Source organism: Streptomyces sp. NBC_00286 (assembly GCF_036173125.1).
Lineage (GTDB): Bacteria > Actinomycetota > Actinomycetes > Streptomycetales > Streptomycetaceae > Streptomyces.
The window spans coordinates 8,868,715-8,883,203 of record NZ_CP108054.1 but is presented as its reverse complement, the minus strand read 5'-3'; the positions used below and the strand labels follow the sequence as shown (position 1 = coordinate 8,883,203).

The 14,489-nt window shown below is 70.8% G+C and carries 12 protein-coding genes; 8 read left to right on the top strand and 4 right to left on the bottom strand.

What is annotated here, in order from left to right; genetic code table 11:
- Nucleotides 1–73: 73 nt before the first annotated feature.
- The 8 genes from OHT21_RS40200 (at nt 74) to OHT21_RS40165 (ending at nt 10,218) form a co-directional block, all read left to right on the top strand.
- Nucleotides 74–1,312, top strand: coding sequence for a MurT ligase domain-containing protein (locus OHT21_RS40200; RefSeq protein ID WP_328773168.1), 1,239 nt, complete (start codon nt 74–76; stop codon nt 1,310–1,312).
- A gap of 53 nt (nt 1,313–1,365) precedes the next feature.
- Nucleotides 1,366–2,094, top strand: coding sequence for a type 1 glutamine amidotransferase (locus tag OHT21_RS40195; RefSeq protein WP_328773167.1), 729 nt, complete (start codon nt 1,366–1,368; stop codon nt 2,092–2,094).
- 225 nt (nt 2,095–2,319) lie between these two features.
- The gene (locus tag OHT21_RS40190) at nt 2,320–3,345 is read left to right on the top strand and encodes a 6-phosphofructokinase (protein WP_328773166.1); all 1,026 of its coding nucleotides are present in this window, start codon (nt 2,320–2,322) and stop codon (nt 3,343–3,345) included.
- Nucleotides 3,346–3,553: 208 nt separating this feature from the next.
- Nucleotides 3,554–4,507: a cytochrome c oxidase assembly protein gene (locus tag OHT21_RS40185; protein ID WP_328773165.1), complete on the top strand. Its 954-nt coding sequence runs from the start codon at nt 3,554–3,556 to the stop codon at nt 4,505–4,507.
- Between the two features lie 175 nt (nt 4,508–4,682).
- Nucleotides 4,683–5,873 carry a DUF6777 domain-containing protein gene (locus OHT21_RS40180; protein ID WP_328773164.1) on the top strand — a complete coding sequence of 397 codons (1,191 nt, stop codon included), beginning with the start codon at nt 4,683–4,685 and terminating at the stop codon, nt 5,871–5,873.
- A 28-nt stretch (nt 5,874–5,901) separates the two neighbouring features.
- Complete coding sequence (locus tag OHT21_RS40175) at nt 5,902–7,773, top strand: serine/threonine-protein kinase (RefSeq protein WP_328773163.1); 1,872 nt, start codon at nt 5,902–5,904, stop codon at nt 7,771–7,773.
- Between the two features lie 13 nt (nt 7,774–7,786).
- Nucleotides 7,787–7,945, top strand: coding sequence for a hypothetical protein (locus OHT21_RS40170; protein ID WP_165264169.1), 159 nt, complete (start codon nt 7,787–7,789; stop codon nt 7,943–7,945).
- Between the two features lie 209 nt (nt 7,946–8,154).
- Nucleotides 8,155–10,218, top strand: coding sequence for a transposase (locus OHT21_RS40165; RefSeq protein ID WP_328773162.1), 2,064 nt, complete (start codon nt 8,155–8,157; stop codon nt 10,216–10,218).
- Nucleotides 10,219–10,253: 35 nt separating this feature from the next.
- Here OHT21_RS40165 and OHT21_RS40160 read toward each other — a convergent pair whose 3' ends face one another.
- The 4 genes from OHT21_RS40160 to OHT21_RS40145 all read right to left on the bottom strand — a co-directional run bounded on the left by OHT21_RS40160 (nt 10,254) and on the right by OHT21_RS40145 (nt 14,426).
- Nucleotides 10,254–11,468, bottom strand: coding sequence for a sensor histidine kinase (locus OHT21_RS40160; RefSeq protein ID WP_328773161.1), 1,215 nt, complete (start codon nt 11,466–11,468; stop codon nt 10,254–10,256).
- A 16-nt stretch (nt 11,469–11,484) separates the two neighbouring features.
- The gene (locus OHT21_RS40155; RefSeq protein ID WP_328773160.1) at nt 11,485–13,227 is read right to left on the bottom strand and encodes a sodium/solute symporter; all 1,743 of its coding nucleotides are present in this window, start codon (nt 13,225–13,227) and stop codon (nt 11,485–11,487) included.
- A 73-nt stretch (nt 13,228–13,300) separates the two neighbouring features.
- Nucleotides 13,301–13,657: a hypothetical protein gene (locus tag OHT21_RS40150; RefSeq protein ID WP_165339017.1), complete on the bottom strand. Its 357-nt coding sequence runs from the start codon at nt 13,655–13,657 to the stop codon at nt 13,301–13,303.
- A 13-nt stretch (nt 13,658–13,670) separates the two neighbouring features.
- Complete coding sequence (locus OHT21_RS40145; RefSeq protein ID WP_328773159.1) at nt 13,671–14,426, bottom strand: LytR/AlgR family response regulator transcription factor; 756 nt, start codon at nt 14,424–14,426, stop codon at nt 13,671–13,673.
- Nucleotides 14,427–14,489: the final 63 nt, after the last annotated feature.

The window sequence follows — 14,489 nt, the reverse complement described above, 5'->3', positions numbered from 1 at the left end:
GATAGGCTGAGGGCCACACGTTGCCGGCAGCAGGGCAGGGCGCGGCGTCGTACGCAAGGAGGATCGAGACTTGATGGCAGGCAACTCGGACCCGCTGTCGCCGCGGGCCAAGCTGGCCGTGACGGCGGGCAAGGCGGTCGCGGCGGCGTCGCGGGCCGCGGGCCGCGGCAGCGGATCGGTGATCGGCGGCCGGGTGGCGCTCAAACTCGACCCCGACCTGCTGGCCCGGCTGGCCGAGCACTTGGACGTCATCCTGGTGTCGGCAACCAACGGCAAGACCACCACGACACGGCTGATCGCGGAGGCGCTGCGCGCCGCGGGCCCCGTCGTCTCGAACGCCCTGGGCGCGAACATGCCCGCAGGCATCACCTCCGCGCTGGCCGGCGGCTCGGACGCGCGGTACGCGGTCATCGAGGTCGACGAGAAGTACCTCGCAGGTGTGGCACGTGACACCGACCCGAAGGCCATCGCGCTCCTCAACCTCTCCCGTGACCAGCTCGACCGCGCCGCCGAGACCCGCATGCTCGCCGAGCACTGGCGCGAGGGTCTGGCCGGTTCGAAGTCCGTCGTGATCGCCAACGCGGACGACCCGCTGGTCGTGTGGGCCGCGTCCTCCTCGCCGAACGTCGTGTGGGTGGCCGCCGGGCAGATGTGGAAGGACGACGCCTGGTCCTGCCCGTCCTGCGGCGGTGTGATGCAGCGGCCGGGCGACGACTGGTTCTGCGGCGAGTGCGGTTTCCGCCGTCCGACGCCGAGTTGGGCGCTGGACGGCGACCATGTCCTCGACCCGCACGGTTCCGCCTGGCCGATCCACCTCCAGCTACCGGGCCGCGCCAATAAAGCCAACGCCGCATCGTCGGCCGCCGTGGCCGCCGTCTTCGGTGTGCCGCCGCAGGTCGCCCTGGAACGTATGTACCAGGTCCAGGCGGTGGCCGGGCGCTACGACGTCGTGCAGTTCATGCAGCGTGACCTTCGGCTGCTGCTCGCCAAGAACCCGGCGGGCTGGCTGGAGACGTTCTCGCTGATCGACCCGCCGCCTACGCCGGTCATCCTGTCCGTGAACGCGCGCGGCGCCGACGGCACCGACACCTCCTGGCTGTGGGACGTCGACTACACGCGGCTGAGCGGGCACCCGATCTTCGTCATCGGCGACCGGAAGCTGGACCTCGCGGTGCGTCTGGAGGTCGCGAACCAGACCTTCCAGGTCTGCGAGAACCTCGACCAGGCCGTGCAGATCGCGCCGCCGGGGCGGATCGAGGTCATCGCGAACTACACCGCGTTCCAGGACCTGCGCCGCCGTGTCGGCAATTGACCGGCGTCGGCACGTGATCCGCGTCGGCAACTGACCACAGAGGACGATCATCAATGAGTGACAACAGCCTGCGTCTGGTGTGGATCTACCCGGACCTGCTGAGCACCTACGGCGACCAGGGCAACGCGCTCGTGGTGGAGCGCCGGGCCCGGCAGCGCGGCCTGGACGTGGCCCGGCTCGACGTACGCAGCGACCAGCCGATCCCCACCTCCGGCGACATCTACCTGATCGGCGGCGGTGAGGACCGGCCGCAGCGGCTCGCGGCCGAGCGGCTGCGCCGCGACGGCGGTCTGCACCGCGCGGTCGGCAACGGCGCGATCGTCTTCTCCGTGTGCGCCGGCTACCAGATCCTCGGCCATGAGTTCATCAACGACCTCGGGCAGCGCGAGCCGGGCCTCGGCCTGCTCGACGTGGTCTCCACGCGCGGCGAGGGCGAGCGCTGCGTCGGGGACGTACTCGGGGACATCGACCCGCCCCTCGGCCTGCCGCAGCTCACGGGCTTCGAGAACCACCAGGGCATCACCCACCTCGGCCCCACCGCGCGCCCGTTCGCCCAGGTCCGGCTCGGCAAGGGCAACGGCACGGGAGACGGCACGGAGGGCGCGTACAACGACACGGTCTTCGGGACGTACATGCACGGGCCCGTGCTCGCCCGCAACCCGCTGATCGCGGATCTGCTGCTCAAGCTCGCGCTGGACGTCAACGCGCTGCCGCCGATCGACGACCGGTGGTACGAGGCGCTGCGCGCCGAGCGCATCGCGGCCGCCCAGCAGCCTGCCTGAGCCACGCTGATACGCGGATACGCCGAAAACACGGCCCACAGCCCGTCCGGGACAGTCCGAGAGATGGTTCACAGCCCTTCTGGCGGCCCGGCCGCTCACCTGTGCGGGGGCGTCCAGCAGGCGGACGCATGATGCGGGCCCGCCCCCTGCCGCCGGTACGCTTGCCGGGTCCAGCCGGACAGCGCGGTCCGGTACCCGGCCCACGTTGAGAAGGTATTTCGGGCTATGCGCATTGGTGTCCTCACGTCCGGCGGCGACTGCCCCGGCCTGAACGCCGTCATCCGGTCCGTCGTACACCGCGCCGTCGTCGACCACGGCGACGAGGTCATCGGCTTCCGGGACGGCTGGAAAGGCCTTCTGGAGTGCGACTACCTCAAGCTCGACCTCGACGCGGTGAGCGGAATCCTGGCTCGCGGCGGCACCATCCTCGGCTCATCCCGCGTACGACCCGAGCACCTCAGGGACGGCGTGGAGCGGGCCAAGGGGCATGTCGAGGAACTCGGGCTCGACGCGATCATCCCGATCGGCGGGGAGGGCACCCTCAAGGCGGCCCGTCTCCTGTCGGACGGCGGCCTGCCGATCGTCGGCGTGCCGAAGACCATCGACAACGACATCGCGGTGACGGACGTCACCTTCGGCTTCGACACCGCCGTGGGCGTGGCGACCGAGGCGCTTGACCGCCTCAAGACCACCGCCGAGTCCCATCAGCGTGTGCTGATCGTGGAGGTCATGGGCCGCCACACCGGCTGGATCGCGCTGCACTCGGGCATGGCGGCCGGCGCACACGCAATCGTCGTGCCGGAACGCCCCTTCGACATCGAGGAGTTGACCGCCAAGGTCGGCGAACGCTTCTCGGCGGGCAAGAAGTTCGCCATCGTCGTGGCCGCGGAGGGCGCGAAGCCTCGCGAGGGCTCGATGGAGTTCGACGAGGGCGGCAAGGACATCTACGGGCACGAGCGGTTCGCGGGTATCGCCCGCCAGCTCTCCCTTGAGCTGGAGCACCGGCTCGGCAAGGAGGCCCGTCCGGTGATCCTCGGGCATGTGCAGCGTGGCGGTACCCCGACGGCGTACGACCGCGTCCTCGCGACCCGGTTCGGCTGGCACGCGGTGGAGGCGGTGCACCGCGGGGAGTTCGGCCGGATGACGGCGCTGCGCGGCACCGAAATCGCGATGGTGTCGCTCGCGGAGGCGGTCGAGACGCTGAAGACGGTGCCGGATGCGCGGTACGCCGAGGCGGAGTGTGTGCTTTAGCCGGGGCAGCGCCGTAAGACTCCCGGTTGTCTGCCGACTGCAGGCTGTGTGTGGTTGCTCGCGCCCACGCGGCGGAGCCGCATATTGATACAGCCCCGCGCCCCTAAAGAGGCGCTTGTCCCGCCCCCGGTCGTAACAGTGACCGGGGGCGGTTCTACTCTGGTGCGGACGGACAGCGCACAATCCCGTACTAATCAGGAGCCGGCGGATGGATCACAGCGGGCACGGCACGACCATGGATCTGCCGCCGTTCACGCTGGGGCGAGGGCTCGAGTGGTCCGCGGACCCGTTCTTTCTCGTCGCCTGTCTGGTGGGGCTCGCCCTGTACGGGTGGGGCGTCGTGCGGCTGGTGCGGCGTGGGGACAAGTGGCCGGTCGGGCGGACCGTGGCGTTTGTCGTGGGCGTGCTGACCGTGATGCTCGTGATGTGTACCGGGCTCAATGACTACGGCATGGTCATGTTCAGCGTGCACATGGTGCAGCACATGATCATCAGCATGCTGACGCCGATCCTGATCCTGCTCGGCGCGCCGATCACGCTGGCGCTGCGTGCCCTGCCGGTGGCCGCGCGCCGGGGCCACAAGGGGCCGCGTGAGCTGCTGCTGGCGCTGTTGCACAGCCGGTTCATGCGGCTGATCTCGCACCCGGCGTTCACGATCCCGCTGTTCATCGCGAGCCTGTACGCGCTGTATTTCACCCCTATCTTCGACTTCCTGATGGGTTCGAAGACGGGCCACACCGTGATGATGTGCCACTTCCTCGCCGTCGGCCTCGCCTTCTTCTGGCCGATCATGGGCGTGGATCCCGGTCCGCACCGGCCTGGCTATCTGCTGCGGATGCTGGAGCTGTTCGCGGGCATGCCGTTCCACGCGTTCTTCGGCATCGCGCTGATGATGGCGTCCGGCCCGATGGTCGAGACGTACAAGAACCCTCCCGCGTCGCTCGGCATCGACGCGCTCTCGGATCAGAACGCGGCGGGCGGTATCGCCTGGGCGTTCAGCGAGATCCCGTCCGTACTCGTGCTGCTCGCGCTGCTCTTCCAGTGGTACCGCTCCGAGCAGCGTCAGGCCCGGCGCACGGACCGGGCCGCGGATCGCGACGGGGACAAGGAGCTGGAGGCGTACAACGCCTATCTGGCCTCATTGAACGCGCGTACCCGCTGAGATAACAATTCCCACGCAAGGCCACTGAGTGTCCCTCCGCCACTCTGGGCACTTCCCCTCATTAATGCCTCTTCCAATTAAACTTGACTGAAAGGCTTTTCTATTCAGTAGCATGGCGCGCAAGCCCTGCTTCCGCTCTTGCAGGGTGACGGGGGAACCGCCGGGGGGAGCGGTAATGACATTTCGCGCGCCCATGTACAAGGGCATTCAATCTTCGGTCCGCAGGACCGCATTTCTGCTGGTCGCTTTGCTGATCCTCAGCGGCTGCACTCAGGCCGACCGTCTCGTCATCGTGAAGGCGGTGTCGGCCGGAGTTCCGGCTCTCGATCCTTTTTTCGACGAGAAAAGTGGGCTCGGTGTGGACGCCGAGGTGCGTGGGGAGCGGCCTCGGGGCGGCTTGCAGCAGGGCAACACGCCTGGGCTGTACGGGGGTTCGCGTAAGCAGGGCGCCTGTGACGTCGACCGGCTCAAGGAATTCCTCATCGATCCCGAGAACCGCCGCAAGGCCAAAGAATGGGCACGCGTTGCCGGAATTTCTCCGGATGCGATCGAGGAGTACGTCGATCAACTCACACCGGTTCTCCTGCGTCACGACACTCTCGTGCGGAACCATGACTACAAGAAGGGCAGGGCGGTTGCCTACGACGCCTTGCTGGAGGCGGGAATCGCGGTTCTCGTGAACGATCAGGGATTGCCCGTCGTCAAGTGCTCGTGCGGTAATCCACTTCGTACTTTCGAGGGGGACCGCGAAGACATCTCGGTGCGCTTCGAGGGCGGCAACGAGAAGTGGCCGAGTTTCCGCGATGACTCGGTGGTGTCGGTCGAACCGTCGCCCACGAAGCTCGACCGGATCGCTCTCGTGGATGTGACCGACCCGGACAAGGGCATCGAACGGCCCGTCGGCACCGACGGCTCGGAGGACCGGACCTTCGACGCACGGCGCGACGGCGAGGCCACGGGAGAGCCGGGCACCCCCGGGGAGCCGGGTTCGGCCTCACCCACCGAGACGTCGACGGACACTCCGACTCCGGCCGATCCGACGGAACCCGATCCGACGGACCCCAGCGATCCGACAGAGCCCGATCCCACGGAGCCTGATCCCACGACGCCCGATCCGACGCAGACCTCGACGCCGCCCACCGACACCCCTCCCACGCCGACGCCGACCGACACGGAGCCCGTAGGGGCCTCACCGCCTCCGTCGACAGACAGCGCGACTCCGCCGAGCGACGATCCGCCCCGTACGAGCTCATCGCCCCCGACGAGCGAGCCGGTCACCAGCGAACCCGCTACCAGCGCACCCGTAACGAGTGACCCGGCGACCGACGCCCCCGTGAGCGGCGAGCCCGCCGCGAGCGCGGTCTGAGCCACGACAGCACCCAGGGAGGGACCGGATGGCACCAGGGACATCGCAGTCGGGAGTGGGCCGGGTCATCGCGGGTCGGTATCTGCTGCTGAACCGGCTCGGTACCGGTGGCATGGGACACGTATGGCTCGCCCACGACCAGCAGCTCGCCTGTGAGGTCGCGCTCAAGGAGATCGTTTTCCGCGATCCCGCCGAGGCCGGTCGGCAGCGGGCGGCCCGGGTCGCCCGGGCCCGTGCGGAGGCCCGGAACGCGGCGGGGCTGCGCGGCCATCCGCATGTGGTGACCGTGCACGACGTACTGGAACACGAGGGCCTGCCGTGGATCGTAATGGAGTACGTCGCGGGCGCCCTCGACCTGCGCGACCTGGTCACCCAGCGGGGCCCGGCGGCGCCCGCCGAGTGCGCCCGGATCGGTCTCGCCGTGCTGGACGCGCTGACCGCGGGCCACGAGCGGGGCGTCATGCACCGCGATGTGAAGCCCGCCAACATCCTGCTGGCGCCGGACCGTTCGGGTTCCCCGTACGCACGTGTCCTGCTCACGGACTACGGGATCTCCGTGCAGCCGGACTCCGCCGAGCCGCGCTGGACGATGACGTCCATGCTCGTGGGCACGGCCGGATATCTGGCGCCCGAGCGGGCCCAGGGCGGGCCGCCCACCGCGGCCGCCGATCTGTTCTCACTGGGCTGCACGCTCTACTACGCGGTCGAGGGCTGCGGCCCGTTCGACCGCGACACCGACCTGGCCGCGCTCACCGCGGTCGTCCTGGAGGAGCCCCGGCCGCCTCTGCGCGCGGGCGCGCTGGAACCGATCCTGGCCGCCCTGCTCACCAAGGACCCCGTCCACCGCGCCACGGCGGAGCAGACGCAGGCCGCGCTGTCCGCGATCGTCACGCCACAGCCCCCGCAGCGCACCCACGTCGATCCGGGGTCGCAGCCGCAGTGGGCGCACGCCGAGACGGAGGTATCAGCCGTACGGACGCCAGGGCCTGCGCCAGGTCCCGGATTCGGGCCACCTATCGCGCTGCAGTCACCCGTCCCGCCCAAATCGCCGACGTACGCGCCGCCGCCGCCCGGCAGCCGGCGTCGCAAACGCTCGAACGTCCTGCAGTCCGTGATCGCGTGCCTCCTCGGCGTGGGCCTGACGCTCGGCGGGGTCTGGTACGCGATGGGCCGGCAGGCGGACGAGGGCGGGGCTGCGCAGCCGTACGGCGGGGCCGTCGGGCTCGCCGAGCCGCTCAAGGACGGCGACTGCGTCATCGCCGACTGGCCCGAGAGGCGTTTCGAGGGCACGCCGCGGCTGAAGCTCGAGGACTGCCTCAAAGGGTCCCCGGACGGGCAGGTCATGGCGGTGGTCGAGGCCGGATCCGTCGATGAGGCGCGTACGTACGGGCCCGTCCACTGCGAGTCGCGCACCGAGGAGACCCGTAAGAAGCTCGCGGACGTACGCGGCTACGCCGTGCTGCCCACCGAAGCGGGCTTCGAGGCCGCAGGCCGGCGCACCGTATGTCTGCTGCTCGGGGCGAACGGTGGGGTGTACGGGCCGCTCGGGGACCACCGGGAGACGGGGCTGACGTTCATCGACACGGCCAATATGCAGAAGCAGGACTGCCTGGACGAACGGTCCGACCGGGACGCCCGGCTGACCTCCTGCGACGAGCCGCACGACCAGCGGGTGCTCGGCTTCACCCGACTCGGCCCCGACACCACGCTCGAAGACGCGAAGCGGGAATCCGTCGAGGCCTGCGCGGCGGATGTGCCGCCGATCCAGTACGGCTACGACCCCGGCCGCTACGAATCGGCGGCCTGGGCCGGGGAGAGCGGCTGGAAAACAGGCACCCATTTCGTCGTATGCACCGTGAAAAGGCAGGACGGGGGCACCATGGAGAGGGACGAACCATAAGGAGGGTGTTGCGATGCCCGGTTCTACGAAGACCATGGGGGTGCTCACCGTCGGTGGCCTGGTGATGGTCACGGCCTACACGGTGGCGCTCGGCAGCAATGGCTGGCTGTGGTTCGGCTGGGTGGTACTCGGCCTGATCACTCTGGCGATGGTGGCCTCACGCAGCACCTGATGCCCTTCGCGCATCCTCCCCGGACCGGTTCAGAACCGGCCCGGGGAGGGTCTTCAACTGTTGGCGGTTTTGCTGCGTTTTCCTGTGCGATTCGGGCGGTGCCGGTCGGCTGCCGTGTCTTTGTGCGGGGGTCGGTCGTTAGGCCGATCGGGTGCACGGATGTGCCCGATTCGGGACCGAGCAGGGGGGTGGTGGGTGTGGGCCGGTTGATGGCGACGGCGCCGTGTACCGCCTTCGGTGGCGTGGTCGAGGGCAGCGGCGAGCGGGTCGGTCAAGCGGTGCTGTACGAGCGGGTGGGTTTTCTCGCCCAGTTGAGCCGCGAGCTGACCCGGGCCCTGGTGGCTTCCCGGTGGGACGAGGGTTCGCTGGAGGTGCTGGCCGCCGGGGTCGACGGGCGGGGTGAGCCGTTGCCGTCCAAGGGCTGGATGGCGCTGCGCCGCCTCAACTGGCAGCACACGGCGAGTTTCGCCGAGGGGGTGTATGTGTCGGACCGGGTGCGGCGGGGTGCGGAGGAGTACGCGGCGCGCACCCTGCGGCTGGCGCTGCATCGGCGCACTGTGGTGGCGGCGGTGCTGGCCACCTGGCCCGCCGACCCCCACCGGCGCACCCAGGCGGAGTGGGAGGCGTTGCAGGCGCTGCTGCCGAGCGGGGTCGGCCATGCGGAGATCCGCAACCGCACCCGGCAGGTCCGCGCCTATGTGGCCGAGCACGGGCGCCTGCCCGCAGGGCTGTGTGAGCTGGAGGAGCCGCCCCAGATCGCCGCGCAGGTGCTGCTGGCGGCGATGGACCGCCAGCAGGTCACCCTGCAGCGGGTGGATGCGGGGCTGGCCCGGCTGCGGGTGAAGCTCCCGCTGTGCCCGGCCCCCGCCTCGGGCCGGGAGTGGGCCTGGCATGTGATCGACCTGCGGCTGCCCGCCACCGTCGGCCCGGAGGCGGTGCTGCACACCCCGACCCTGCGCCCCACCCGCGGTGGCCGGATCGCGGTGGACCTGCCGCACTCCCGGCCCGCCCCGGCCACCAAGGCGTCCGGGCACACCGTGGCGGTCGGCTTCGACTGGGGTGTAAACACCCTGCTGACCGGAACGGTGGGCCGTCTGACCGGCCCCAAAACTGCCCGGCGGGTGGTCACCGACGGCCGCCCTCTGCTCTTCGACGCCACCGCCATCAGCGCGAAACTGCACCGGCTGCGCGGCCACCGCGAACACCTCGCCGCCCGACGCGACCACTACCAGCAGTTGGCGGACGGGCTCGGCGCCCCCCTGCTGGCCTGGGACGACCTGCACCGGCGGGCCGCGGTGCTGGAAGTGGAGCACGCGCGGGTGTGTGCCCGCATCCGCCACCTCAACGACGCGCTGGCCTGGGCGGCGGCCCGCTGGGCCGTCGACCAGAGCCTCGCACTCGGCGCCAGCGTCATCTACCTGGAGGACCTGGCCACCCTGGAGGCCCGCGGCAAACGGCGCGGCAACGCCCGGCTGTCCGGGCAGGTCCGCGGCAGGGTCGCCGAGGCGATCCGGCACCTGGCCGCGAAGGCGGGCATCACCGTGGTCACCGTCCCCGCCCGGGGCACCTCCGCACGCTGCCCGCAATGCCTGGGGCCGCTGGGCCATCACCCGGCGCCGGACCGGCTTGCCGAGCGCGGCTGGACCTGGGCGCACTGCGCAGGGTGCGGGCTGTCACAGGACCGGGACCACGCGGCCGCCCGCCAGATCGTCTCCCGCGGCCTGCTCGCCCAACCCCACACCAGCACCGACCGCACCACCGGTATCCGCACCATCCGCACCACCGTGGAGGGCACCGTCACCGCGGTGCGCCGGCCGAAGAAGACCACCCGCCGGCTGCGCCGCGCCCGCCGCGCGCAGGCCCTCCCCGCCCGGCCGCCCGGGCCGAAGACCACCCCGGGCAAGCGCCGCCCCACTCCGGCCCGGCCCTCCCCGGCCGGCCGGTCATCGACTTCCCGCCGTATGCCCGAAGTGCGTACGGTCCCCGCCACCACCCCCACCCGGGTGGTCAAGCGTCCGGCGGGGCATGACACCCAGACACCAGCCCCCTTCCCGGGGCGGGTGCCAGGTCATGGAGTACCCGCCCCCGCCCTGCCGGAGCCTGCTCTGGCAAGGCGGGGGCGGCTCTCCCGCGGAACCTGTCGGCGGCGCGCCCGCGCCGCCCAGCGGACCGGCTTCCACCACGTGCATGCCACCGAGGTCCACCCCCTCACCCCGAGGTTCGGACCACCGGACGGCAACCGCACACGGCCACGCCGCGCCCTAAAAGCCTGAGTTACTCAGGCACACACAGAGTTCCAGAGACGCTTTCATTCGCGGGACAGCCGTCCCGCGGAGTGCACGCCCGGCTGGTATTTGGGCAGCCTGGCGGTGATTTTCATGCCCGCGCCGAGCGCGGTCTCGATGACGAGGCCGTAGTCGTCTCCGTAGACCTGGCGCAGCCGGTCGTCGACGTTCGACAGGCCGATGCCGCCCGACGGGCTGATCTCGCCTGCCAGGATGCGGCGCAGCCAGTCGGGGTCCATGCCGGGACCGTCGTCCTCGATGGTGACGAGGGCCTCGGCTCCCGCGTCCTGTGCGGTGATGCTGATGTGGCTCTTGTCGACCTGCCCGGTGCCGCCCTCGAGGCCGTGTTTCACGGCGTTCTCCACGAGGGGCTGCAGACACAGGAAGGGCAGGGTCACCGGGAGTACTTCGGGGGCGATCTGCAGGGTGACCGAGAGGCGGTCCCCGAAGCGGGCCCGGACCAAGGTCAAGTAGTGGTCGATGGCGTGGAGTTCGTCGGCAAGCGTGGTGAAGTCGCCGTGCCTGCGGAACGAGTAGCGGGTGAAGTCGGCGAATTCCAGCAGGAGTTCGCGGGCACGCTCGGGGTCGGTGCGGACGAACGAGGCGATCACGGCGAGCGAGTTGAAGATGAAGTGCGGAGAGATCTGGGCGCGCAGGGCCTTGATCTCGGCCTCGATCAGCCGCGTACGGGACTGGTCGAGGTCGGCGAGCTCCAGTTGGACCGAGACCCAGCGGGCGACCTCTCCGGTGGCCCTGACCAGTACGGCGGACTCGCGGGGCGCGCAGGCGACGAGCGCGCCGTGTACGCGGTCGTCGACGGTGAGCGGGGCGACGACGGCCCAGCGCACCGGGCAGTCCGGTTCGACGCAGTCGAGGCGGAAGGCTTCGCCGCGGCCGTTCTCCAGCGGTCCGCCGAGCCGGTCCATGATCTGCGTCTTGTGGTGCTCGCCGACGCCTTCCCAGGCGAGGACGGTGTCCTGGTCGGTGAGGCAGAGGGCGTCGGTGCCGAGCAGGGTGCGCAGACGCCTGGCCGACTTGCGGGCCGTCTCCTCGGTGAGGCCGGCGCGCAGCGGGGGTGCGGCGAGCGAGGCGGTGTGCAGGGTCTCGAAGGTGGCGTGCTCGACGGGGGTGCCGAGTCCGCCGAGGCTCCGTGGGCGCGTGGTGCGCCGGCCGAGCCAGAAACCGGCCGCCAGCAGCGGGAGTACGGCCACCAGGAGCCCGGCCAGGAAACCGCTCATGTCTCCACCACCCGCCTCATGCGTCAACTTCCTTCGCGCTCACGGCCGTTCGCACCTGCCCGCCCGACAGCTGCTCCGGCAGATGGAAGCGGGCCAGGATCGCGGCCGTGCCCGCCGGTACCCGCCCGGGCGTGGCCAGCGACACCAGCACCATGGTGAGGAAGCCCAGCGGGACGGACCACAGCGCGGGCCAGGCGAGGAGCGCGTGCAGCGGGCCCGTGCCCGGGAAGCCCGCCATGGTCGCGGCGACCGCGAGCAGCGCCGAGCCGCCGCCGACCAGCATCCCGGCCGCCGCGCCGGGCGGGGTGAGCCGCCGCCACCAGATGCCGAGGACGAGGAGCGGGCAGAACGACGACGCGGACACGGCGAAGGCGAGCCCCACGGCGTCCGCGACGGGCAGCCCGCCCACGACCACGCTGGCCATCAGCGGCACGATCATCGAGAGCACCGTGCCCAGCCGGAAGTGCCGTACGCCCCGTGCCGGGAGCACGTCCTGGGTGAGCACGCCCGCCACCGCCATGGTCAGCCCGGACGCCGTGGACAGGAACGCGGCGAAGGCCCCGCCCGCCACCAGCGCGCCCAGCAGGTCCCCGCCGAGTCCGCCGATCACCCGGTCGGGCAGCAGCAGTACGGCGGCGTCGGCGTCCCCGGTGAGGGTGAGCTCGGGGGCGTACAGGCGCCCGAGCGCGCCGTAGACGGGCGGCAGCAGATAGAAGGCGCCGATCAGGCCGAGGACGACGACGGTGGTGCGGCGGGCGGCGACGCCGTGCGGGCTGGTGTAGAAGCGGACGACCACGTGCGGCAGTCCCATGGTGCCGAGGAAGGTGGCGAGGATCAGTCCGTACGTGGCGTACAGCGGGCGTTCCTCGCGGCCCTCGGCGAGCGAGGTGGACATGCCGCCGTTGCTGCCGCGGTCGGCGACGGGGACGTGGTCGCCCTTGGTGAAGCCGAGCCGGGTGCCCTGTTCGATGCGGTGGACGCCTGCGTCGAGCCGGACCTTCTCGTCCTCGTACCGTTCGCCGTCGACCGTGCCCGTCGCCGTGACGTTCAGCGGTTCGGCGAGCTTCAGGTCGAGGCCGCTGTCGACGCGGACCACGCGGTGTTCGCGGAAGGTCGCCGGTTCGTCGAAGGCGTTCCGCGGCGATCCGTCGCCCTGCCAGGCGAGGACGAGGAACAGGGCGGGGACGAGCAGGGCGGTGAGTTTCAGCCAGTACTGGAAGGCCTGCACAAAGGTGATGCTGCGCATGCCGCCCGCGGCGACGGTCGCGACCACGACGACGGCGACGATGATCCCGCCGAGGGACTTGGGGGCGCCGGTCAGCACGTTCAACGTCAGCCCGGCGCCCTGGAGTTGGGGCAGCAGATAGAGCCAGCCGACCCCGACGACGAAGGCGCCGGCCAGCCGTCGCACCGACTGGGAGGCGAGCCGTGCCTCCGCGAAGTCGGGCAGCGTGTAGGCGCCGGAGCGGCGCAGCGGGGCCGCCACGAAGAGCAGCAGGACGAGATAGCCCGCCGTGTAGCCAACGGGGTACCAGAGCATGTCGGGGCCCTGGACGAGGACGAGGCCCGCTATGCCGAGGAACGAGGCGGCGGACAGGTACTCGCCGCTGATGGCGGCCGCGTTCAGCCGGGGGCCGACGGTGCGGGAGGCGACGTAGAAGTCCGAGGTGGTGCGTGAGATGCGCAGGCCGAAGGCGCCGACGAAGACGGTCGCGACGACGACGAGGGCGACCGCGGGAACGGCGTAGTTCTCGTTCACGGCTCAGCGGACCTCGTTCGGGTTCATGGCTACGGCTCAGCGGTCCTCGGTCATGGGTTTCTCGGTCCCGTTCTCAGCGGTCCTCGACGAGGCGGACGAAGTCCCGCTCGTTGCGGTCGGCCCGGCGGACGTACCAGCGGGCGAGCAGCACCAGCGGCGGGTAGACACAGAAGCCGAGGACGAGCCATTCGAGGTTCGTGCTGTCGTTCATCGAGGTGAACACGAGCGGCAGCGGTCCCACGAGCAGTACGAGTACGCCGAACACCGTGAGCGCGGCGCGCAGCTGGCTGCGGATGAGCGAGCGGACGTAGGTGTGGCCGAGAGTCGTCTGCTCGTCGATCTCGGTGCGGGGACGGTAGCCGTTCAGCCGGCGGGTTCGGCGGGGCGGCCCCGTGACGACCACGCGGCGATCGGTCGGATCCTGTGCCACTGTCCGCGCCTCCTCAGCTTGCGGTCCGGCGCATCAGCAGTTCACGCAGCTCACGGGCGTGACGGCGGCTGACCTGCAGTTCGACGGGGCCGACCAGGACGCTCACGGTACCCGCGTCAAGGCGGAGCTCGCTGATGTGGCCGAGGGCGACGAGATGCCGCCGGTGGATGCGGACGAAGCCGCGCGAGCGCCAGCGCTCCTCCAGCGTGGACAGCGGTATACGCACCAGGTGGCTGCCCTGTGCGGTGTGCAGTCGCGCGTAGTCGCCCTGGGCCTCGACATGCGTGATGTCCTCGACGGACACGAAACGGGTGACCCCGCCCAGCTCGACCGGGATCTGGTCCGGGTCGGGCTCGTGTACGGGGATCAGCGGAGCCGCCTCCTTCAGCTCGGCGGCCCGGCGGACGGCCTCGGCCAGCCGTTCCCGGCGTACCGGCTTCAGGACGTAGTCCACCGCCTTGAGGTCGAAGGCCTGCACCGCGAAGCCCTCGTGCGCGGTGACGAACACGACGAGCGGGGGTTTGGCGAGTCCGGCGAGCAGCCGCGCCATGTCCAGGCCGTCGAGCCCGGGCATCTGGATGTCGAGGAAGATCACGTCGATCGCGTCGTCGCCGTCGGGGCCGCACTCCAGGGCGCGGTTGATCCGGCGCAGCGCCTCGGTCGCGTCGCTCGCGCCCTCGACGCTCTTCACCCGTGGATCGGCCTCCAGCAGATAGAGCAGCTCTTCGAGGGACGGCGGTTCGTCGTCGACGGCGAGGGCGCGCAGCATGAGGCTGGAGTCTAGGAGCAATCCGGACGTCTGCACATGCGCGAGACGGGGCTGTGACCTCTG

What these genes read in the sequence shown, in the direction of transcription:
- OHT21_RS40200 (WP_328773168.1), top strand. Translation starts at nt 74, where the DNA reads ATGGCAGGCAACTCGGACCCGCTGTCGCCGCGGGCCAAGCTGGCCGTG.
- OHT21_RS40195 (WP_328773167.1), top strand. Translation starts at nt 1,366, where the DNA reads ATGAGTGACAACAGCCTGCGTCTGGTGTGGATCTACCCGGACCTGCTG.
- OHT21_RS40190 (WP_328773166.1), top strand. Translation starts at nt 2,320, where the DNA reads ATGCGCATTGGTGTCCTCACGTCCGGCGGCGACTGCCCCGGCCTGAAC.
- OHT21_RS40185 (WP_328773165.1), top strand. Translation starts at nt 3,554, where the DNA reads ATGGATCACAGCGGGCACGGCACGACCATGGATCTGCCGCCGTTCACG.
- OHT21_RS40180 (WP_328773164.1), top strand. Translation starts at nt 4,683, where the DNA reads ATGACATTTCGCGCGCCCATGTACAAGGGCATTCAATCTTCGGTCCGC.
- OHT21_RS40175 (WP_328773163.1), top strand. Translation starts at nt 5,902, where the DNA reads ATGGCACCAGGGACATCGCAGTCGGGAGTGGGCCGGGTCATCGCGGGT.
- OHT21_RS40170 (WP_165264169.1), top strand. Translation starts at nt 7,787, where the DNA reads ATGCCCGGTTCTACGAAGACCATGGGGGTGCTCACCGTCGGTGGCCTG.
- OHT21_RS40165 (WP_328773162.1), top strand. Translation starts at nt 8,155, where the DNA reads ATGGCGACGGCGCCGTGTACCGCCTTCGGTGGCGTGGTCGAGGGCAGC.
- OHT21_RS40160 (WP_328773161.1), bottom strand. Translation starts at nt 11,468, where the DNA reads ATGAGCGGTTTCCTGGCCGGGCTCCTGGTGGCCGTACTCCCGCTGCTG.
- OHT21_RS40145 (WP_328773159.1), bottom strand. Translation starts at nt 14,426, where the DNA reads ATGCTGCGCGCCCTCGCCGTCGACGACGAACCGCCGTCCCTCGAAGAG.